This is a genomic window from Chelonobacter oris, assembly GCF_000772535.1.
GTDB lineage: Bacteria > Pseudomonadota > Gammaproteobacteria > Enterobacterales > Pasteurellaceae > Chelonobacter > Chelonobacter oris.
In genome coordinates this window covers 88,071-107,179 of sequence record NZ_JSUM01000005.1, presented here as the reverse complement: position 1 = coordinate 107,179, position 19,109 = coordinate 88,071, and the positions used below count along the sequence as shown (strand labels likewise).

Genomic DNA, 19,109 nt, shown 5'->3' with positions numbered 1-19,109 from the left:
TATGTATATTTGGAGAAGAAAATGAGTAAAAAACGATTTTATCAAGAACTCTATTTTCAGGTTTTAATGGGAATTTTGGCTGGAATAGCATTAGGGTATTTTGCGCCTGAATTTGCTGTGCAAATGAAACCGCTGGGCGATGCGTTTATTAAACTGATTGCAATGATTATCGGGCCGATTATTTTCTGCACTATTGTGACGGGCATTGCGGGCATGAAAGATATGAGCGAGTTGGGGAAAGTCGGCGGCAAAGCACTGATTTATTTCTTTATCATATCGTTTATTGCTTTGATTATCGGTTTATTATGGGGGCATTTAATTCAACCCGGAGCAGGGTTCAATGTCGATCCGGCAACATTGGATACCAGCGCTATTGCCAAATATACTGAAAGTGCGCGTAATATTAATTTGACAGACTTTGCCATGAATATTATTCCTTCAACGTTTGTCGGGGCATTTTCCTCAGGTAACGTCTTGGCTATTCTATTGGTTTCTATTTTATTCGGTTTTTCATTGTCCGCACTTGGTGAAAAGGGAAAGCCGGTTTATAACTTGATTGACAGCATATCTAAAGTATTTTTTCATAATGTTCATCTGATTTCCAAACTTTCCTCAATCGGCGCATTCGGCGCAATTACCTATACTATCGGCGCTTACGGTTTGGCTTCGTTAATTCCGCTGGCTAAATTGGTGTTAGGCTTTTATATTTTACTGGTGCTGTTTGTCGTCATTGTCTACGGCCTTATTGCACGGTTATGCGGAGTGAATCTGTTTGCTTATTTAAATTTTATTAAAACAGAGCTATTGATTATTTTAGGAACCGGCTCTTCATCTGTCGTATTACCGCACTTGATGGAAAAATTAGTGCGTTTGGGTTGTCCTAAATCGGTTGTCGCACTAGTGGTTCCGTCAGGGTACTCTTTTAATTTGAACGGCACGAATTTATACATGACGATGGCCATTATTTTTATTGCCCAAGCGACGAACACCGAATTGAACGTCGCTAATCAAATTATTTTATTGATTGTTGCCATGTTAACATCCAAAGGAGCCGCCGGAGTAACGGGAGCGGCATTCGTTATGCTGACAAGTACATTAATCGTATTGCCGGTTGTCCCGGTTGCAGGAATGGTACTAATTCTGGGGATTCATCGTTTTGTCGGTACAGGATTGGCTATTGTCAACCTGATTGGTAACGGCATTGCCGCGATCGTAATTTCAGCATGGAACGGTTCATTTAATTGCCAAATGATGAAACAAACGTTAGAACACGATAATTCGGACGGATAGTTGAAGCTAACACTATTCAAACAAATGTTCGGCACCAATTGCCCCCTAACTTGAAAGTTCATATGCCGGATAATCCAAAAAGTAAGGAGTTAAAATGGAGATTAAAATTTGGAAACTAGGCATTATGGCTATATTTCCATTATTATTATGGTTTACACCCCCTCCGGAAGGATTAACAGTTGAGGCATGGAAATTATTGGGTTTTTATTTGGCTGCCATTCTAGGTCTTATTCTAAGACCGTTTTCAGAACCCTTAGTATTATTAACCTCAATGGGCTTTGCGAGTATTTTTCTAAATAATACGAGTTCACTCCTTACCGGCTATTCAACAACTACAATTTGGTTGGTGTTTGCTGCATTCTCTATTAGTACGGCATTCGTAAAAACAGGATTAGGGAAAAGAATAGCCTATTTAATGATTAGATCATTTGGCAGCACTACGCTTCGATTAGGCTATGTGACAGCATTTCTTGATTTTATTATTTCTCCGGTTACTCCGTCAAATACAGCACGTAGCGGAGGCATCGTTTTTCCTATAATTCACGCTATTGCAAAAGCACTCGGTTCAGACCCCGGAGAGTCGGCTAAAAGAGCCGGTTCATATTTAATGGCGAATGTCTATTTTGTTATGAAAGTGACAAGTTTTATGTTTATTACGGCAATGGCGCCTAATTTGCTTACTGCTGAATTTATGAATAGAATATTAGGGGTAGATCTTAATTGGGGAAATTGGGCTGTTGGTTTAGTTGTGCCGGGTATTATATTGTTATTAATATTTCCATTGCTTGGTTATTATTTAGATAAACCAGAAATAAAATATATTAATAATAAAAAGATTGCTGCAGAAGGATTGAATGAACTGGGATCATTAAAGAATAGTGAGAAAGTATTAATAGTAATATTTACATTAGCGCTTCTAGGGTGGGCATTGCCTTCAATATTCGGACTCATAGGATTGAAACTATCAATCAATGCGACAGCGGTTGCTCTGGTGGCGATGGTATTAAGTTTCTTATTTGGTGTCATTACCTGGAATGATATGTTGGCAAATAAAGGCGCTTGGAATACATTAATATGGTTTGGCGGTATAATCGGCATGGCGACAGCTTTGGATAAAGCAAACGTTTTTGATTGGTTGGCTCAATTATTAGGCGACAATATCAATTTTGGCGATAATCCTTTTATCATTCTGATCATTATAGGTTTGTTAAGTATTATTGTTAGATATTTTTTTGCTTCAGCAAGCTCATATGTTGTCGCGATGTTGCCGGTTTTTTTGACTGTCGGCAAAGTTGCCGGCGCAGATCCTATGGCGTTGGCATTATTACTTGCAGCAACAAATTCTTTCGGTGGGTTATTAACGCACTATGGCGCCGGAGCTGCTCCGATTATTTTTGGTGCCGGATATAATAGCGTTGTTAAATGGTGGGGAATGGGGGCTATTATGGCGTTGATCGCTTTTATTGTGTTTATGACCATCGGTTATGGCTGGTGGGGATTAATCGGTTTAATACAGCCATAAACTATATGGATATGGCATAGCGGAAGATAGGTAATTTTCCGCTATGCCTATATCGATTTGATATTTTAATAATCAGGGCGAATAGCTTAACTCACCACGTTACCGATCAGACTACGAGTGGTCGTATTGACTTCCACCAGTTTCACCTGTAATTGATCACCGATTTGATAGGCTTTTTGCTCTTTGATATACAGTGCCAGTTCGTCGCTGTTGACGCTGATTTCCTCTTTTTTATCATGCAAAGTTGAAATCGGAATGAATACGCTGGCGCCATTGTCGAGTAGCAGCACACGCAGACCGCCGCGGCTGACATCTTGTACTTCGGCTGTGAAAATCGGGTTTTGTGCCAATTGTGGGGCAAAATAGTAGGCGTACAGCCAGTCGGCAATATCACGTTCCACCATGCGGTTTTGTTTACGGGCTTCCTGTAAACGCGCCAGAATGTCACCCGCCGGTTTGACCGCACTTTGACCCAATAAACATTGCTTGATAATACGATGGTTGACCATGTCCGAATATTTACGAATCGGCGATGTCCAAGTGGCATAGGCACTCAAGCCCAATCCAAAGTGCGGTGCGGCTTCGGCTTTAAATTCAGCAAACGTTAGGAAGCGGCGCAAGCGCATTTCAAGGAAGCTGAAATCACAGTGTTCAATATCGTGACGCATTCGGCAGTAGCCGTCCAGTGTGGTCAGTTGGTCGACGGCATAGCGTGCGTTCAGCTCGTTACGGTTTTCATCGTTTGCCAACGTAGCCAACAGAAAATCGTGCGCAGCTTGCAGAAATTTTTGATCGAAACCGCTGTGGGTGTTGAAAATACCGCACTTGGCGTGTTTGTCCAGATACACCGCAGCGCTGGTGTTGGCGATGATCATCGCTTCTTCTACAATCTGGTTGGCGATACGGCGGTATTTGGCGTGAATGGCTTTTACTTTGCCGTCTTGTTCCAGTTCAAAACTGTAATCCGGACGCTCTTTAAACAGCAAGGCGTGGGTTTTACGCCATTCTATGCGAGCCAAGGCGAAGCGGTGTAGCCGTTCGATCTGTGCGGCAATCTGTTCGTTTTGCGGCTGCCAGTGATTGGCTTTTTGCTCCAAGAGATCGGAAACTTCATCGTAATCCAATTTGGCTTTCGATTCGATCCATGCCGCAGTAAAGTGCGGTTCGGCTAGGATTGCGCCATTGAAATCGGTTTCGATGGTGCAAACCAACGCCGGGCGTTTTTGTTGTGGCATCAATGAGCAAAGTTCGTCCGATAACTCGCGCGGCAGCATCGGAATATTGAAGCCGGGCAAATAATTGGTGAAACAGCGCTGTCTGGCGTCTTGCTCAATTTGTGAGTCTAACGGAATATAGGCGGTCGGATCGGCAATCGCCACTTGCAATTGCCAGCCGTTAGCGGTCGATTCGATATAGAGCGCATCGTCCATATCTTGCGTTGATGCCGCATCGATGGTGACAAAATTCAACGCGGTCAGATCTTTACGTTGTAATTGTTCATCGTTGAGACGATAGTCGTCTAAGCCGGCAACCGGCGTACGCGGCTGCTGATGGCGGGCAAGAGTTACCCACCAAGGAGCAAAGTTGTCGTCTGCACGGCAGATAAATTGTGTGATTTGCGCAAAAAATGCTTTGTCGTCACGCAACGGATGTTTTTTCAGCTCGGCGACAACCCAGTCGCCCTCTTGCAGTTCTTCTTCAATGGTGTCGACTTTATTGGCAAGGATTAAATTTTTGATGTTGGGGTGATCAACCGCCAGCTGTAATTTCTTTTCTTTGTTAAACCGCACTTTGGCGATAAAACGGTTCAACATCGGTTCAATCAGCGCTTCCGGTTCGGCTTGTTCTTTGTCGCCGTTGCTGGTGATCACCGCTTTGATTTTATCGCCGTGCATCACTTTTTTCATGGCCGGCGGGGCGATAAAATAGCTTTTTTTATCGGCTTCGAGAAAGCCGAATCCTTTTTCATTCGCTTTAACCGAGCCTTCGATGCGCGGTTTGTTTTCCCGAATTTGTTGTTTGAGTTGGCTTAACAGCGGGTTGTTTTGAAACATTCAATGATCTCTTATATAAGAAAAAGCAGTAATAGGGATTACTGCTTATTGGGAATCGGCAATATAGGCGGGTAGCCCGCCTATAAATTTATTCGGCGTCCAGTTCGTTCATGGCGGCGATATTGAAACCGCCGTCTACATGTAACACCTCACCGGTTACGCCGGAGGCTAAATCGGAGCAAAGGAATGCGGCGCTTTTGCCCACATCTTCAATCGTCACTGTACGGCGTAACGGGGTGACGGCTTCACAGTGCGACAACATTTTTTTGAAGTTTTTGATGCCGGAGGCTGCCAACGTGCGGATCGGACCGGCGGAAATCGCATTGACACGAATGCCTTCTTTACCCATGGCGTTAGCCATGAAGCGGACATTGGCTTCCAGTGAGGCTTTTGCCAGCCCCATGACGTTATAGTTTGGAATCGCACGTTCGGCCCCCAGATAAGACAGGGTGACTAAGCCAGCGCCCGAATTCAGCATCGGACGTGCCGCTTTTGCCATTGCAACGAAGCTGTAAGAGCTGATGTCGTGTGCAATTTGGAAACCTTCGCGTGTGACGGCGTTAACATAATCACCGTCCAATTGGTCGCCCGGTGCGAATGCAATGGCGTGTACGAAACCGTCGAATTTGTCCCAATGCTGACTTAAGGCTTGGAAGCAGTTTTCGATGTCGGCATCACTTGCTACGTCGCAAGGAATCACAATGGAAGAATTGAAGTCTTTGGCAAATTCTTCAACACGCGGTTTTAATTTGTCGTTTTGGTAAGTGAATGCCAATTCTGCACCCGCTTCGAACATGGCTTGGGCAATACCGTAAGCGATAGAACGGTTGCTGGCAACACCGGCGATTAAAATACGTTTATTCGTTAAAAAACCCATAAGACTCGATCCTGTTATGAAATAAAAAGAGTGGTTGTAAACGGCGACAAAGATGCCTGCGCAGTTCGCAAATTGAAACGGCGTGATTATACTGCAATTTGTCGATGGATTCTATGCTTATCAAGAATCATCCGGTTTGTTTTGCTGATTTTTGAATAACAATAACGAGGCAATACCGATGGCAGGTACAAGCAGCCATTTTCTTCCCAATAATAAACGGGTCGAGAGGGAAATCAATGATGAGCGGATAATCGGATTGGATACCGCTTTCAGGTAGCTTAACGGTTGACGAATATCCTGCCGTGTTTTTTCGCTTTGTAGGCGGAATTTATTGCGCAATACTTCGCCTTTCAGTAACAATAATTCGCGCTCCAGTTCTCTATTGCTTGGCATAAATCCTCCTGCGTGCGCTCTATTTTGCGGAATTGACGCTTTGTTTGATAGCGGCAATATCCAATTTAACCTCTTTCAGGGTTTGGTCGAGGAAGCCGCGTTGTTTGCGCATCAGGCGAATGATTAGAAACGCAAAAATCAATACCAAGACGAAACAGCCTGTTGCGATAAGCATAAACACATGGAATTTCTCTTCCTCCGGCAACCAAGCGTTCAGGGCGAAAATCAGGCTGAGACCACAAAGCAACAATAAGAGAAAACTACACAGTGCGAAAACGACCACCAGCAGGATCTTTTCCTTTTGTTCGTTGAGTTCCAATTTCGCCATTTCCAGACGGATGCCGACTAGCTCAAGTGCGGTCACGAAACTGCTTTTTACGCCGGATTTAATGTTGTTCATCGTTTGCATTTCTTATCTCCTGTAACAGAAATATCGGGAAGCCGTCAATACGGCTTCCGCCATGCGCCGAATTATTTCCGATTAATCAATAAACCTGCTACAAAAGCGACACCGGCAGCCAAGCCGATCGCTTTATAAGGATTGTCCTGAATCAGGGCATCGGACTGTTTGGCTGCGTATTTGGCTTTCGCCGACACTTTGGACTGAAGATCGTCCAGCTGCTGACGGTAGCCGTCGGATTGTTCGCTTAAGCGTTTTTTCAATTTTTTGAACTCGTCGGATCCGACATCTTTGCCGGCTTCAAACAAGTCTTCGGCAGATTGTAGGATATCTTGCAACTCGGAAAGTAGCTGTTCACGTTTATTTTCAAAATCATTTTTCATACTATTTTCTCCATTTGATTAATATTATGTTGCGGTGTTCAAAATTTATCCTAAGACATTATTTGAATAAAATCAAAGCGAAAAGTCAATCTTTACAAATTGACAAACGCCGTTATGCCGGGTTGTCGATGTCTTTAAAGATGACATTCAGACCATGCTGTTGCTGTAGCCATTCGCCGAGTTTTTTGATGCCGTAACGTTCGGTGGCATGGTGTCCGGCGGCATAAAAATGGATGCCTTGTTCACGGGCGGAGTGAATGGTGCGTTCGGAAACTTCCCCGCTGATAAAGGCGTCAATCCCTTGTGCCGCCGCCAAATCGATGTAATCTTGCCCGCCGCCGGTGCAGAGGGCGACAGTGCGGATTGTCGCTGGGGCATTGTCGCCGCAATGCAGTGGTTTGCGCTGTAACACCGTTTCGATACGCTGTGCCAATTGTTCACCTGAAAGTGCGGTTTCCAGCTTGCCGTAAATCGGGATGGATACCGCACTTTGTTCAAGAGATTGTAAATTTTTGATCCCTAACATACCGGCTAATAAGGCGTTATTACCCAGATCAGGGTGAACGTCCAGCGGCAGATGGTAAGCATACAGATTGATGTTGTTTACTAAGAGCGTGCGCAGGCGGCGGCTTTTCATGCCGCGAATCAGCGGGCTTTCATTTTTCCAAAAATAACCGTGGTGCACCAACACCGCATCGGCCTGCTGTGCTGCGGCATAATCTAACAGCGCCTGACTGGCGGTGACGCCGGTGATGATTTTGTCGACCGCACTTTTGCCCTCGACTTGCAAGCCGTTCGGGGCATAGTCGCTGATGGCTTCACTATTTAATGTACGGTTTAAAAGTTGTTCCAGTTCAAGGTGGTTAATTGTCATGATGGTATTCCAATTGCTGATGTTATGTTGATTCGTGATGCCCATTGTAGGGAAGTCGGGCAAAAATAAGCAAGAATAATTTGATTTGTGTTAAATTTTTGTGCTATACCTATAGACGTTACGCAACTCTTTTATTTTATTCATATTTTGATTTAAGTTGTGTAATACCTCATCAATTGTGACAGGAGGAGTTTATGCTACATTATGCTGTTGTGTTTTTTATCATTGCGCTGATCGCGGCGGCCTTAGGGTTTGGCGGCATTGCCGGAAGTGCGGTCGGGATTGCGAAAGTACTGTTCTTCGCTTTTTTGATTTTGGCAGTGATATCGTTTTTGTTCGGACGACGACGTTAGCCGACACAACCTAAAAGAGACAATATGAAGAGCGGCAATAGGGTTTCCTATTGCCGCTTTGTTATGGGGTTGTTTTAATAACGATTATGAGTTGACAGACAAATCGGCCACGATGGTTTTGGCGGTATTGATTTGACCGTTTTGTGCAGATGCCAGCGCACTGTCCAAATCATGAATTAAACGATTTAGCTTGTTGGCTTTGTAAGTCACGTCGGAAGCCAGACGGTAGTTGTCTTCGGAATCACCGGTGTCTTTCAGTAAGGCGGAGACATTTTGTTTGGCTTGCAGTGCCAACTCTTTTGCCGCTTGTGCATCGGCAGCGAACGTTGCCGGATTGTCAGCCTGTTTTAAGCCGGCGATTTTGCTTTGCAGTTGCTCGTAGGCGCTGTCAAAACGGTTGTTGTTGATCGGTGCTTTTTTCAGGGTTTGCGCCGAAATCGCCGCTTCAATTTGGGCATTTACCGGATTGTCGCCGGTCAGGCGGGCTTTTGGCTGCGCCGCAACCTCAGAAGCCACGGCAACGGTGTTTAACGGCTGGGCGGAGATTGCCGCTTCGATTTGATCGTTAATCGGGTTGTCGGCCAATGCACCGAAACTGGCAAAAGCGACAGGTAAAGCAATCAGAAGTTTGTGTGAGAATTTCATCGTTATATCCTTTTAAATTAGGTTAATTAATAAGAAAAGCATTATTGCTTTTGACGGGGCCTATAGTAATATGAGTTTTATTAAATGAAAATATCGAATTTCTTAATTCATAATTAAGTAAAATTTAATAATGAGGATTTATGCTGGATTTGAAAGCGATGGCGATCTTCGCCAAAGTGGTGGAACTCGGGTCGATGCAGGCGGCGGCACAGCAGTTAAACGTTACATCGGCGGCAGTCAGCCAATACATCAGTAAATTGGAGCAGCAGCATAAAATCAAATTACTGAACCGCACAACCCGCCGTTTAAGTTTAACCACCGCAGGCGAAGGGTTTTATCAGGGCTGTGTCACCATGCTGAAAGGGGCGGAAAGTGCGGTCAATACGCTGGAAAGTTTGCGTGATAACCCGATCGGCACGTTGCGGATTTCAGCGCCGACCGGAATTGCCGGCGGCGTGTTTGCCGTTGCATTGGAACGGTTGTTAACGCAAAATCCGGAGATGAATATTGAATTGCAGTTTTCCGATTCGATAGTCGATTTGTTGGAAAATAAAATTGATATTGCGATTCGGGGGGGAATGGGGGCATTACAAAACTCGAATTTGATCGCCCGTCATCTGCTGGATATACGGCGGATTACTTGCGCCAGCGCCCGTTATTTGCAAGAGTCCGATATGCCGATCAACACGCCGCAGGATTTATTACGACACCGTTGGATTGGCCCGCCGAACCCTGAGGCACAACGCCAGTATTACACCTATCGCCGTGAAGGACAAAGTGAGATTGTGCTTACCCCGACGATCAATGTCATTTGTGACAGTATGTTGATTCGCCGATTGTTGACCGTTCAGCATATGGGCATTTCAATTCATGCCGAACGGGAATTGGAGGCCTATTTAGCTAGCGGCGAGCTGGTACATATTTTGCCGGACTGGGAATTGGCGACCGTCAGTTTATATCTGGTGACGCCGAACCGTGCCGATTCGACTAAAGTGCGGTTGGGGATTGAAGCCATTCGCGAGAGTTTTTTAGGTTAGGTTATCTCGATTATTCTTCGTTTTAAGCTAATAATCTTTTAAATGACGGCACCCTTATCGGCCGATCGGAGATTCTTTATAATCCTTAACACCAAGCGGAACGAAAGATGTTCCGCTGATTTATCCGCTTGTTTAGTTAAGGAACACCGATGAAAAATATCCTTGTGATTTCAGGACACCCGAATTTGGCGCAATCCGTTGCCAACCGTACGATTCTGGAAAAATTAGCGCAGGCACTGCCGAATGCCGAGATTCGTAAATTGGACGAACTGTATCCGAATTATCATATTGATGTGGCGGCAGAGCAGACCGCACTTGAAAAAGCCGATCTGATCGTTTGGCAATTCCCGTTTTACTGGTATTCCATGCCGGCGCTGATGAAAAAGTGGCTGGACGATGTGTTTGTGCATGGCTTTGCCCACGGCTCGAGCGCAAAATTGGGCGGCAAGCAACTATTGGTTTCAATCACCACCGGCGCACCGAAAGGCGCTTATGCTAAAGATGCGTTTATGCGCCATGATGTTGAAGACTATTTCGCTGCGCTGGAAAGTACCGCCGTGTTGTGCAATTTAGACTTGGTGTCGCCGATGTATCTAAACGGGGTCAGTTATGTCGGGCGGGATCAGGCGGCGGTTGCGCAGCAACAAGCGGAAGCCGGTGCTTATGCCGATCGTCTCATCGCCCAAATCAACAGTTTATAAGGAGAGCGCTATGTATTTGATTAATATTGTTCTTAAAACCGATCATCTGTCGGACGATGAACAGCAAGCGATGCTAGATCAGCACCGCACTTGGTTTGCCGATTATTTTCAACAAGGTCATTTTTTGTTATTGGGGCCTTATCTTGATCAGCCGCATTCCGGCGTGATTATTGCACAAGCTGAAAATCGGCAGCAACTGGAAAAGATATTGGCGGAAGATGTTTATTATCCGAATCTGGCGTCCTATGAGGTGCGTGAATTCAAAGCGGCAATGGTGGCGGAGAATATCAAACGGTTTCAAGGCTGATTGAACCGCACTTTACCCGAATTGCGATAAGCAACAAAAAGAGATGGCGTAAGTGAAGCTTACGCCATTTTTTCACTTAAAAATTCAATCAATGTCCGAATTCGCTTGGCTTTTTGACTGTGCTGCACATAATATAATGAAAGCGGCGGATAGGTTTTCCAGTGGGACGGCAATACCGGAATAAAGTCAGCCGCATCGGCTTCCAGCTTTAAAATCGGTTCGAATACACGGCCGATTCCCAGCCCTTGACGGACGGCATCAATAACCACTTCCAAACTGTTTGCGATCAAGGCGCTTGGCATTTCAAGCGTTACATCGTGTCCGTTTTCGTTCAAGGTGAGCGGAAAAAGACGGTTGGCGGTCATAAAACGAAATCCGATCAAATTATGCTGTTTCAATTCGGCAATCGAGGTCGGCACGCCGAATTGTTTCGCATACTCTTTTGACACGTATAACCCGCCTTTAAACGGCGCAAGCAGTTTGCGCGCCACCATATTTTCTTCAATCGAACTGCCGAAACGAATGCCCAGATCAAAGCCCTGTTTGATGATGTCCACCGTGCCGTCGTAAACCGAAATTTCCAGTTGAATGTCAGGATAACGGCGGCAAAATTCGGCAAAGTGCGGTTTGAGAATCAAGAGATAGGCGATTCGCGGCACGGTGATCCGCACTGAACCGGACGGGATGTCTGCCAAATCATGCACGCTTTCGAGTGCTAAAGTCAATTCTTGCATGGCGGGCTTGGAGTGTTGATACAGCTGGATACCGGCTTCGGTCAATTCGATTTTGCGTGTGGTGCGGGTAAACAGCGGCAAGCCGATGTGCTGTTCCAACAGTTTCAGCGAGTTGCTGACCGACGGCGAGGCGATTTCCAGTTTTCTGGCGGCTGCGGCAATACTGCCTTCCGTTACGATAGTATGAAAAACGGTGAGATAACCGAAAATCGAGCTGTTCATGCGGCTTCCTATGGTTGGCTTTTAATACATTATCGATTATAAGCGCAGAAGTGCGGTACAACAATGAAAAATGCGGTGGAAAACGGCGCGATTTTCCACCTGCGGTAAAGATTATGGTGTCTCTAAGACGTTAAAATTCAATCCGCCTTTATTGCGTAACAGATTCGGAGTGATGGGTACGGCTTGTTTGTCTTGCAGCATCTCCGCCGATTTCGTCAAATACTCTTGAAAGTGCGGTGTCCGGCGGTGCAGCTGGTAAGCGTGCTCATCGGCATAAATCTCATAGAAATACCAACGGTTCGGTTGATCTTTTTCAGTGGCGGCATACATTGCCAAAACGCCTGATTCCACCTTGATCGATTGCGCCATTTCCGGCAGCACAAGCGCTTTGAATGCATCGTTAAATTCGGGTTTGACCTCAACAATCACCAGATTATTGATTGTTTCCGCCCGCTGTTCGATTTTTTTATCGGCTAAAAATTGCGGCTCCAACAAAATCCGTTTTTTATGATCGGTCAAAATCGAGGGCGACGCCTGTAAAAAAGCCCGGTATTGCGGTGATTGAATGTGGGTTTGATAGGCGGCGTCATCCGCATAAATTTCAAACATATATACCAGATTCGGATTGTCTTTTTGTGCGGCGGAATACATTGCCAGCGTGCCGCTTTCTTCGGCAAGCGATGTGGTGATATTGTGCAGACCGACGGCATGATATTGTTCGGTTTTTTCAGCGGGCTGAACGCCCAATTCGAACAGATTGAAAATCGGTGCAGCCTGAGCGGAAAGTGCGGTACAAAAGGTCATGGTCAGTATCCATTTGGGTAAAAAAGTCATGAAATTTTCCTTATATTCGCTAAGTGCGGTGTAAAACCGTTTTACTTTTTCAGCCGTTCGATCAGTTGCTGCTGATATTGAGGTAATCGGCTGCTGCTGATGTTTTCAAAGGCGAGCGGCGGCAAATAGGTCATTCCCGCATGTAATGCGCTGGCTTTCATCGGCAGAAAGACATCGTCGAGGCTGACACCGATTCTGCCCGAGGCGCCATAGGTGGAACTGCCGCCGCCGGCGGTGGTGACAATCAGCATTTCTTTGCCTTGCCACAATCCGGGTCCGACACTACCCCAAGTATCGTTGAGATAGGCTTTCATCATCGGGGTAATATTGAACCAGTGGGTCGGAAACATAAAGACGATACGGTCGTGCTGCCGTGTAATCCGCCGTTCTTCTTCGCCGTTGATGGCGCGGGTATCAAAACCGTAAAGGGTTTCCAGATTGCGTACCGTTACGCCCTCGACACTTTCCGCAGCCGCCTGTAAGCCTTTCGTCATGACTGAGCGTTCGGGATAGGGGTGGGAAACAATCACTAAGGTTTTGATGTCGGTTTTTTCATTGCTATAAGCTTGTCCCGTCGCAAGTAGTGCGGCGGTCACGGCGAGCGCACCTTTGACAAATGTTCTGCGATCAAATTTTGACATGGTGAATTCTCCTTGAATGTGGTTTTTATTTAATGAAACATGGCGTTGACGGCGTTATCCCTTAATCTTTTATACTCCGCACTTTGCGCCGTCGTCGGATCGAGATGTTCGAAGGCGTGATATAAACGCGGTAAAACATGCAGCTCGGTTTGCACTCCGGCAGCAATCAGGCGGTTTGCGTAATCAATATCTTCATTGACAAACAGATCCAGATCACCGACCAACAGGAAAGTAGCCGGCAAATTGGTTAAATCCGTTGCCGATGACGGTGAAAAATAGGCCATTTGCGCCTCGCTGATCGGCTGATTGCCGCGTAATGTTTGCCAGCCGAAGCGGTTGGACGCTGCCGTCCAGACAAATTCGCCCGCATAATCGTTTTGATAGGGGGATTGCGCTGTGCCGGTACGGTAATCCAGCATCGGATAGATCAGGATTTGACCTTTCGGTTTGAATTGTCCCTGATCGCGTGTATAAAGCGCCAAGCGTGCCGTCAAGCCGCCGCCGGCACTTTCCCCCATTAATACGATGCGCGTCGGATCGATACCGAGTTTTTCTGCATGGCGGAAGACATAGGATAAACCGTGATAGGCATCATTCAGATCGGCGGGGAACGGTGCTTGTGTTGCCAGACGATATTCCACGCTGATGACGACAGCCTGATGTTTTTCCGCCATTTCCACAAAATTGTCGCCCGAACTTTTGGCGGCGCCGAACAGATAACCGCCGCCGTGGATAAAGTAGATTGCCGGCAAAGACGTATTCTCTGTTTTTGGGCGGTAAAGATAGAGATCAACCTCCGGTTGTGCCGATTCTGCCGGCACACGGATGTGTTCGTTCGGTTGAGCGGCCTGTTGTGCCAAATCCAGTTGAATTTGATGGCGGCGGTTTGCCTCGTCCACATCGGTAATGCTGGTTGCCCATTGCGCTGCGTTAGCCTGATATTCAGGCGCAAGACGGTCAAGGGTTTTGAAATCCTGCGCAAGCGTTGTGGCGGCAAAGCCTAATAACAGTATTGAAAACAGCCGTTTTTGTATTTTCATCGTAAAATCCCCGAGTAAACTAAAAGTGCGGTATCAACGTTGTGAACTTGCTCAAACAAGCCGTTGTATGCGTTAACGGTTTATTGACTCCACCATAACCTTTTTATACGGATAATGGGTGTTGTTATTTAAAGTATAAAGCAAACGCAATAAAGGGGTAGTGCCGTGATATTGAATTCATCATTAGTTTAAAACTATGAATGGATAACCGCTGACAAGTAGGAAAGCGATGCAAAGTGCGGTTTGACTGAGGGTAAAAAACGGGGCGGACGCTGCCGTATGATAAATTACAGCAAAAGCCATGCGCTGGCATGACTTTTGTCTGTGTAAAAACTACGGATAAAACGGATAGAATATCGGCAACAGGATCAGGCTGACGATGGTTGAGACAATAATCAACGGTAGACCGGCCTTGACATAATCGGTAAATTTGTAGCCGCCGACAGAGAGTATCATCGTATTGGCCGGCATACCGATCGGTGTGGCGTAGGCGCAGGAGGCGCCGATAACGGTTGCCATCAGAACCGAGCGGGGATCCGCCCCCAGTTGGTTGGCAATCGACAGGCAGATTGGGGCTAATAGGGCGGTCGTTGCCGTATTGGACATAAAGTTGGTTAAAATACAGCTGATTAAAAATATCGTCGCCAATAAGATAAACGGACTTGGATTTTCACCTAAAAAGCCGATAATCGTATTGGCAATGGCTAGGCCGGCACCGCTGTTTTTTAGTGCCGTTGCCAGCGCCAGTGTGCCGCCAAATAAGAAAATAACTTGAGAATCAATCGCTTTATAGGCTTCTTTTTCGCTCATGACGCCGGTTAATACCAAGAGAATCGCGCCAATGCAGGCGGAGAGATAAAATCTTACCCCAATCACCTCTTCCAACACCATCGCCAGTAACGTGCCGATTAAAATCAGTAATGATAACCGCTGTTTCCAGACGGGAATGCGCTGATAGTCAATTTTTTCATCGCTGTAAATGGAATCGTGAATGCTTAAGTTTTGTGTTGCAGGCAAAAAGCGATAGCCGATAAACACAAAGTAGAGAATGCCGACCACTAAAATCGGCAAGCCGATTTTGGCATATTCAAAAAAACCGAATTTCAATCCGGCACCTTGTTCCAGCACCCCTTGGGCAATCAAGTTGCCCGGCGCACCGATTAAGGACAGATTTCCACCCATTGCAGCGGCAAAAACTAACGGCATCAATAATCGTGAACGGGAAAAATTGGCTTTGGTTGCGATCCCGATCACGACCGGAATCAAAATGGCGGCAGTGCCGGTATTGGATAATAATCCGGACATCAAGCCGGTAATCAACATGACGGCAACGGTTAATTGGCGTTCGGTTTTAGCGAAACGAGTGACTAAGCCGCCGATTTTATTCGCCATGCCGGTTTCAAACAGAGCGCCGCCAATGACAAACATGGCGACAATCAAAATTACATTGGAGTCAATGAAACCGAGAAAAGCGGTTTTGACATCCAACACGCCGGTCAGAATTAAGCCGATACAAACTATCATGGCGGTGAGCGCCAACGGAATTTTTTCCCAAATGAACATGATGACGGCAAATAAAAGAAACAGCAGGGTGATAGTACTTGGACTCATAGTTTATTTCCTTTCGGGTAATGACGATGAAGCGAGCAGTAAAGACCTGAAATTTGTGTGTATATCCTATTTAATTCATTCGCTATCAGTCCAATATGATTTTTTATATAAAAGGTATAGGGTAAAACTTATACTTGTTTCGGCGACGGAAAAACTTGACTTCGTGGTAGCGGCAGCGTTTAAACTAGGTGATGATCGAAGTGAATGCACAATTAAGGAATACCATGTCAAACCACCATTCCCATCAACATTCTGACCATATTGCATCGTCAGCAGGCGATCGGCGGCGTTTAATGTGGAGTTTCTGCATTATCAGCGGTTTTATGTTGATAGAATTTCTCGGCGGCTATCTTTTCAATAGCTTGGCATTGACGGCGGATGCCGGTCATATGGCGAATGATTCGCTGTCGTTGGGGGTGGCACTGTCGGCGGTGATTATGGCGAACAAATTCCCGGGCTTGTCGAAACGGTTGGCGTTGATTAACGGCGCTTCCTTGATTCTGATCGCGCTTTACATTATTTATGAAGCGATTATACGTTTAAAAAATCCGAGTGAAGTGATTGCGCTGCCGATGATTTTAGTGGCGATATTGGGATTGGCGGTCAATGTGTTAGTCGCCAAAATGATGGTTAAAGCGGATCAAGATAATCTGAATATCCGCGCCGCTTATCTGCATGTTTTGGCTGATTTACTGGGGTCGGTGGTTGCCATTGCGGCAGGGTTGAGTGCTTTACTGTTAGGCTGGCAATGGGTTGATCCCGCCGCCAGCCTGCTGTTGAGCGGCATTATTTTGCAAAGCGGTACAAAAGTAACTTATGCCGCGGTTAAGGCATTAAGCGCTGAGACCGCACTTGAGCTTGACAAACACAGTGGACACCGCCACTAGCTGGGGTGTCAACAACCGCACTTTTGCGCGGGGCGATCTGATCTTCTACTCAATCGCCTTATGGCTATATGTCCCAATCTACGCCCCACTGTGCAAGCCATTTTACGCTTTCAGGATTGCGGTGATCGATAAACAGGCTTGTTTTGCCGTCAAGTTCGGCGATTTTTGCCATCTCATCCGCACTTAGGCTGAAGTTGAAAATAGCCGCATTCTCCGCTATGCGTTCTGCTTTTACCGATTTTGGAATCACAGCCACTCCCCGTTGATTAAGCCAGCGCAAAATCACTTGCGCGACACTTTTTCCGTGTTGTTGTGCAATAACCGTTAATATCGGGTTGTTGAATATCTCGTTTTTGCCTTCGGCAAATGAGGCCCACGATTGTTGTACGATATTGTTTTTGCTATGAAAAGCGAGTTCCTCTTCACGTTGATAGAACGGGTGCGTTTCAATTTGGTTGACTGCCGGGATAATGTCATGATGTGCGATCAGATCCTCGAGCCGATCAGGGTGAAAATTACTCACGCCGACGGCGCGAATTTTGCCGGCTTGATAAAGTTCTTCCATGGCACGCCATTCCCCGTAAATATCGCCGATCGGCTGATGGATTAAATAGAGATCAAGGTACTCAAGTCCCAAACGATCCAGTGATTTTTGAAAGGCAGTGAGCGTTTCTTCATAACCGCGTTTTTTGATCCATAATTTGGTCGTGACGAAAATCTCCTCACGAGGAATTCCGCTGGCTTTAATGGCGGCGCCTACCGCTTGTTCATTAAAATAGGCCGCCGCAGTATCAATTAAACGATACCCTGTTTTCAGCGCATTCAGCACCGCCTGTTCGGTTTCTTCCGTCGGAATTTGATATACGCCGAAGCCCAGCATCGGCATTTCTACGCCGTTATTCAATTTGATTGTTTGCATCATATCCTCCTGTCGTAAGCGTACTTTTCGGTTATTTTGCCAATTCAAAAACTTCACGGATAGCATCTTTGCTGTAGGTGTCGCTCATCTGCCAATCAATCGCATTTTGGGCTGCATTGTCGATAACTTTATCCAGAACTTGCCCCTCAATATTGAGTTGAGCCAGTGTTGTCGGCGTGCCGATTTTATCGAACCAAGCCTTTAAGGCGTCAATCCCTTGATCTGCGGTTTGTAATCCGAAAATTTCGTTGGCAAAACGTTCGAATTGTGTTGGATTTCTGTTTTTCCACCATTTCATCCATGCCGGCATAATAACGGAAAGCCCGGCACCATGCGGCACGTCACATACCGCACTCATGGCGTGTTCAATCATGTGATTCGGATAGCTGTAGCCCCGTGTCCCTACATAGGTTAATCCGTTCAGTGCCATGGTCGCCGCCCATGCGAATTCACCGCGCGCCGCATCGTCATCAGGATTGGCGAGCAATATTTCGGTGGTTTTGATGACCGTTTTGATATTGGCCTCGATCTGCATATTGATAATCTCAGGCTGTATGTCGGCGGTAAAATACCCTTCAATCGAATGTGCGATAATATCGGCGGCGGAATACACCAGATAATCGGAGCCGACGGTTGCCTGTAATGTCGGATTTATGACCGAAACTTTAGGGTAGAGCGGGAAACCGCTTAATGAATATTTCTGTTGGGTTTCTTCTTTCATCACCACACCGCCGCTATTCATTTCGCTGCCGGTGGCAGCCAGCGTGATAATATCAAATACGGCTAAGGCTTTTTCAACCTTGGCTTTACCGATAAAGAAATCCCAAACATCACCGTCATATAATGCGCCGGCGGCAATGGCCTTGGCACTGTCAAGACATGAGCCGCCGCCCACGCTTAAGACACTATCGGCGGCAAATGATTTGGCAAGTTCAATGCCCTCGTTTACTTTACTTAAAACCGGATTGCTTTTCACACCGCCCAATTCGAGAAATTCAATCCCGTTTTGCGTGAGGCTGGCGGCGACATCGTCAAACAGTCCGGATTGCTTGATGCGATTGCTGCCGAAAACCAGAATGGTTTTTTGGACGCCAAACTCTTTCATATAGCGGCCAATATTTTTTTCTTTATCCGAGCCGAACTCGATACGGGTTGGATTACAAAAGCTAAATTCGTACATAATATCGTCCTTTGGTCAGTGAAGTGGTTAATGCTTAAACAACTTGATTATACTAGAACATGATTTATTTCATTAGCGACGATTTTTGATAGGACTTATAAGCTATATTCATTAATCGGTGTGATTGTGATTGCACGGAATGATTTTCACGGTATACCGCACTTTCGCATTGATCGGGCTAAGTGCGGCATCCGTTTTTGGCAAA

21 protein-coding genes are annotated in these 19,109 nt (G+C 46.0%); 7 read left to right on the top strand and 14 right to left on the bottom strand.

Annotated features, from left to right (window positions below; all coding sequences use genetic code 11):
- The first annotated feature begins 21 nt into the window (after nucleotides 1-21).
- Both dctA and OA57_RS04140 read left to right on the top strand, forming a co-directional pair.
- Complete coding sequence (gene dctA, locus OA57_RS04145) at nucleotides 22-1,290, top strand: C4-dicarboxylate transporter DctA (RefSeq protein ID WP_052122362.1); 1,269 nt, start codon at nucleotides 22-24, stop codon at nucleotides 1,288-1,290.
- Between the two features lie 94 nt (nucleotides 1,291-1,384).
- Entirely contained in the window at nucleotides 1,385-2,812 is a 1,428-nt protein-coding gene (locus tag OA57_RS04140) for a DASS family sodium-coupled anion symporter (RefSeq protein WP_034613891.1), read from the top strand.
- Between the two features lie 86 nt (nucleotides 2,813-2,898).
- Here the strand turns inward: OA57_RS04140 and rnb are convergent, their stop codons facing one another.
- From rnb to OA57_RS04110, 6 genes are all read right to left on the bottom strand, one after another.
- Nucleotides 2,899-4,866 carry an exoribonuclease II gene (gene rnb / locus OA57_RS04135; protein ID WP_034613890.1) on the bottom strand — a complete coding sequence of 656 codons (1,968 nt, stop codon included), beginning with the start codon at nucleotides 4,864-4,866 and terminating at the stop codon, nucleotides 2,899-2,901.
- Nucleotides 4,867-4,954: 88 nt separating this feature from the next.
- Nucleotides 4,955-5,743 carry an enoyl-ACP reductase FabI gene (fabI, locus tag OA57_RS04130; protein WP_034613888.1) on the bottom strand — a complete coding sequence of 263 codons (789 nt, stop codon included), beginning with the start codon at nucleotides 5,741-5,743 and terminating at the stop codon, nucleotides 4,955-4,957.
- A 120-nt stretch (nucleotides 5,744-5,863) separates the two neighbouring features.
- Nucleotides 5,864-6,136, bottom strand: coding sequence for a hypothetical protein (locus OA57_RS04125; protein ID WP_034613886.1), 273 nt, complete (start codon nucleotides 6,134-6,136; stop codon nucleotides 5,864-5,866).
- Between the two features lie 19 nt (nucleotides 6,137-6,155).
- On the bottom strand, nucleotides 6,156-6,545 hold the full coding sequence (locus tag OA57_RS04120) for a phage holin family protein (protein ID WP_052122361.1): 390 nt from the start codon (nucleotides 6,543-6,545) through the stop codon (nucleotides 6,156-6,158).
- Nucleotides 6,546-6,607: 62 nt separating this feature from the next.
- The gene (locus OA57_RS04115) at nucleotides 6,608-6,919 is read right to left on the bottom strand and encodes a DUF883 family protein (protein WP_034613884.1); all 312 of its coding nucleotides are present in this window, start codon (nucleotides 6,917-6,919) and stop codon (nucleotides 6,608-6,610) included.
- 112 nt (nucleotides 6,920-7,031) lie between these two features.
- Nucleotides 7,032-7,787, bottom strand: a complete 756-nt coding sequence (locus OA57_RS04110) for a Nif3-like dinuclear metal center hexameric protein (RefSeq protein ID WP_034613928.1) — start codon at nucleotides 7,785-7,787, stop codon at nucleotides 7,032-7,034.
- A gap of 200 nt (nucleotides 7,788-7,987) precedes the next feature.
- On the opposite strand from OA57_RS04110, the gene OA57_RS12335 reads away from it, so the two are divergent.
- The gene (locus OA57_RS12335) at nucleotides 7,988-8,146 is read left to right on the top strand and encodes a DUF1328 domain-containing protein (protein ID WP_034613882.1); all 159 of its coding nucleotides are present in this window, start codon (nucleotides 7,988-7,990) and stop codon (nucleotides 8,144-8,146) included.
- A gap of 84 nt (nucleotides 8,147-8,230) precedes the next feature.
- On the opposite strand, the gene OA57_RS04100 is transcribed toward OA57_RS12335, so the two are convergent.
- Nucleotides 8,231-8,791, bottom strand: a complete 561-nt coding sequence (locus OA57_RS04100; RefSeq protein ID WP_034613881.1) for a hypothetical protein — start codon at nucleotides 8,789-8,791, stop codon at nucleotides 8,231-8,233.
- Between the two features lie 140 nt (nucleotides 8,792-8,931).
- On the opposite strand from OA57_RS04100, the gene OA57_RS04095 reads away from it, so the two are divergent.
- The 3 genes from OA57_RS04095 (at nucleotide 8,932) to OA57_RS04085 (ending at nucleotide 10,836) form a co-directional block, all read left to right on the top strand.
- Complete coding sequence (locus OA57_RS04095) at nucleotides 8,932-9,828, top strand: LysR family transcriptional regulator (protein WP_034613880.1); 897 nt, start codon at nucleotides 8,932-8,934, stop codon at nucleotides 9,826-9,828.
- Nucleotides 9,829-9,977: 149 nt separating this feature from the next.
- Entirely contained in the window at nucleotides 9,978-10,529 is a 552-nt protein-coding gene (locus tag OA57_RS04090; protein ID WP_034613879.1) for an NAD(P)H-dependent oxidoreductase, read from the top strand.
- A gap of 10 nt (nucleotides 10,530-10,539) precedes the next feature.
- Nucleotides 10,540-10,836, top strand: coding sequence for a YciI family protein (locus OA57_RS04085; RefSeq protein WP_034613878.1), 297 nt, complete (start codon nucleotides 10,540-10,542; stop codon nucleotides 10,834-10,836).
- A gap of 59 nt (nucleotides 10,837-10,895) precedes the next feature.
- On the opposite strand, the gene OA57_RS04080 is transcribed toward OA57_RS04085, so the two are convergent.
- The 5 genes from OA57_RS04080 to OA57_RS04060 form a co-directional block, all read right to left on the bottom strand.
- Nucleotides 10,896-11,792: a LysR family transcriptional regulator gene (locus tag OA57_RS04080; RefSeq protein ID WP_034613877.1), complete on the bottom strand. Its 897-nt coding sequence runs from the start codon at nucleotides 11,790-11,792 to the stop codon at nucleotides 10,896-10,898.
- A gap of 111 nt (nucleotides 11,793-11,903) precedes the next feature.
- Complete coding sequence (locus OA57_RS04075; protein ID WP_034613875.1) at nucleotides 11,904-12,626, bottom strand: putative quinol monooxygenase; 723 nt, start codon at nucleotides 12,624-12,626, stop codon at nucleotides 11,904-11,906.
- A gap of 41 nt (nucleotides 12,627-12,667) precedes the next feature.
- Nucleotides 12,668-13,267: an NAD(P)H-dependent oxidoreductase gene (locus OA57_RS04070; protein ID WP_034613874.1), complete on the bottom strand. Its 600-nt coding sequence runs from the start codon at nucleotides 13,265-13,267 to the stop codon at nucleotides 12,668-12,670.
- Between the two features lie 29 nt (nucleotides 13,268-13,296).
- Nucleotides 13,297-14,307, bottom strand: a complete 1,011-nt coding sequence (locus OA57_RS04065) for an alpha/beta hydrolase (RefSeq protein WP_084589864.1) — start codon at nucleotides 14,305-14,307, stop codon at nucleotides 13,297-13,299.
- Between the two features lie 333 nt (nucleotides 14,308-14,640).
- Nucleotides 14,641-15,918 carry an SLC13 family permease gene (locus tag OA57_RS04060; protein ID WP_034613872.1) on the bottom strand — a complete coding sequence of 426 codons (1,278 nt, stop codon included), beginning with the start codon at nucleotides 15,916-15,918 and terminating at the stop codon, nucleotides 14,641-14,643.
- 224 nt (nucleotides 15,919-16,142) lie between these two features.
- On the opposite strand from OA57_RS04060, the gene OA57_RS04055 reads away from it, so the two are divergent.
- Nucleotides 16,143-16,805: a cation diffusion facilitator family transporter gene (locus OA57_RS04055; protein ID WP_034613870.1), complete on the top strand. Its 663-nt coding sequence runs from the start codon at nucleotides 16,143-16,145 to the stop codon at nucleotides 16,803-16,805.
- A gap of 64 nt (nucleotides 16,806-16,869) precedes the next feature.
- Here the strand turns inward: OA57_RS04055 and OA57_RS04050 are convergent, their stop codons facing one another.
- Both OA57_RS04050 and OA57_RS04045 read right to left on the bottom strand, forming a co-directional pair.
- Nucleotides 16,870-17,727, bottom strand: coding sequence for an aldo/keto reductase (locus tag OA57_RS04050; protein WP_200883592.1), 858 nt, complete (start codon nucleotides 17,725-17,727; stop codon nucleotides 16,870-16,872).
- 28 nt (nucleotides 17,728-17,755) lie between these two features.
- Nucleotides 17,756-18,904, bottom strand: a complete 1,149-nt coding sequence (locus tag OA57_RS04045; protein WP_034613867.1) for an iron-containing alcohol dehydrogenase — start codon at nucleotides 18,902-18,904, stop codon at nucleotides 17,756-17,758.
- Between the last annotated feature and the right edge of the window lie 205 nt (nucleotides 18,905-19,109).

What these genes read in the sequence shown, in the direction of transcription:
- OA57_RS04085 (WP_034613878.1), top strand. Translation starts at nt 10,540, where the DNA reads ATGTATTTGATTAATATTGTTCTTAAAACCGATCATCTGTCGGACGAT.
- OA57_RS12335 (WP_034613882.1), top strand. Translation starts at nt 7,988, where the DNA reads ATGCTACATTATGCTGTTGTGTTTTTTATCATTGCGCTGATCGCGGCG.
- OA57_RS04080 (WP_034613877.1), bottom strand. Translation starts at nt 11,792, where the DNA reads ATGAACAGCTCGATTTTCGGTTATCTCACCGTTTTTCATACTATCGTA.
- OA57_RS04120 (WP_052122361.1), bottom strand. Translation starts at nt 6,545, where the DNA reads ATGCAAACGATGAACAACATTAAATCCGGCGTAAAAAGCAGTTTCGTG.
- OA57_RS04100 (WP_034613881.1), bottom strand. Translation starts at nt 8,791, where the DNA reads ATGAAATTCTCACACAAACTTCTGATTGCTTTACCTGTCGCTTTTGCC.
- OA57_RS04075 (WP_034613875.1), bottom strand. Translation starts at nt 12,626, where the DNA reads ATGACTTTTTTACCCAAATGGATACTGACCATGACCTTTTGTACCGCA.
- OA57_RS04065 (WP_084589864.1), bottom strand. Translation starts at nt 14,307, where the DNA reads ATGAAAATACAAAAACGGCTGTTTTCAATACTGTTATTAGGCTTTGCC.
- OA57_RS04060 (WP_034613872.1), bottom strand. Translation starts at nt 15,918, where the DNA reads ATGAGTCCAAGTACTATCACCCTGCTGTTTCTTTTATTTGCCGTCATC.
- OA57_RS04125 (WP_034613886.1), bottom strand. Translation starts at nt 6,136, where the DNA reads ATGCCAAGCAATAGAGAACTGGAGCGCGAATTATTGTTACTGAAAGGC.
- OA57_RS04050 (WP_200883592.1), bottom strand. Translation starts at nt 17,727, where the DNA reads ATGATGCAAACAATCAAATTGAATAACGGCGTAGAAATGCCGATGCTG.
- OA57_RS04055 (WP_034613870.1), top strand. Translation starts at nt 16,143, where the DNA reads ATGTCAAACCACCATTCCCATCAACATTCTGACCATATTGCATCGTCA.
- fabI (WP_034613888.1), bottom strand. Translation starts at nt 5,743, where the DNA reads ATGGGTTTTTTAACGAATAAACGTATTTTAATCGCCGGTGTTGCCAGC.
- OA57_RS04045 (WP_034613867.1), bottom strand. Translation starts at nt 18,904, where the DNA reads ATGTACGAATTTAGCTTTTGTAATCCAACCCGTATCGAGTTCGGCTCG.
- rnb (WP_034613890.1), bottom strand. Translation starts at nt 4,866, where the DNA reads ATGTTTCAAAACAACCCGCTGTTAAGCCAACTCAAACAACAAATTCGG.
- OA57_RS04090 (WP_034613879.1), top strand. Translation starts at nt 9,978, where the DNA reads ATGAAAAATATCCTTGTGATTTCAGGACACCCGAATTTGGCGCAATCC.
- OA57_RS04115 (WP_034613884.1), bottom strand. Translation starts at nt 6,919, where the DNA reads ATGAAAAATGATTTTGAAAATAAACGTGAACAGCTACTTTCCGAGTTG.
- OA57_RS04140 (WP_034613891.1), top strand. Translation starts at nt 1,385, where the DNA reads ATGGAGATTAAAATTTGGAAACTAGGCATTATGGCTATATTTCCATTA.
- OA57_RS04095 (WP_034613880.1), top strand. Translation starts at nt 8,932, where the DNA reads ATGCTGGATTTGAAAGCGATGGCGATCTTCGCCAAAGTGGTGGAACTC.
- OA57_RS04070 (WP_034613874.1), bottom strand. Translation starts at nt 13,267, where the DNA reads ATGTCAAAATTTGATCGCAGAACATTTGTCAAAGGTGCGCTCGCCGTG.
- dctA (WP_052122362.1), top strand. Translation starts at nt 22, where the DNA reads ATGAGTAAAAAACGATTTTATCAAGAACTCTATTTTCAGGTTTTAATG.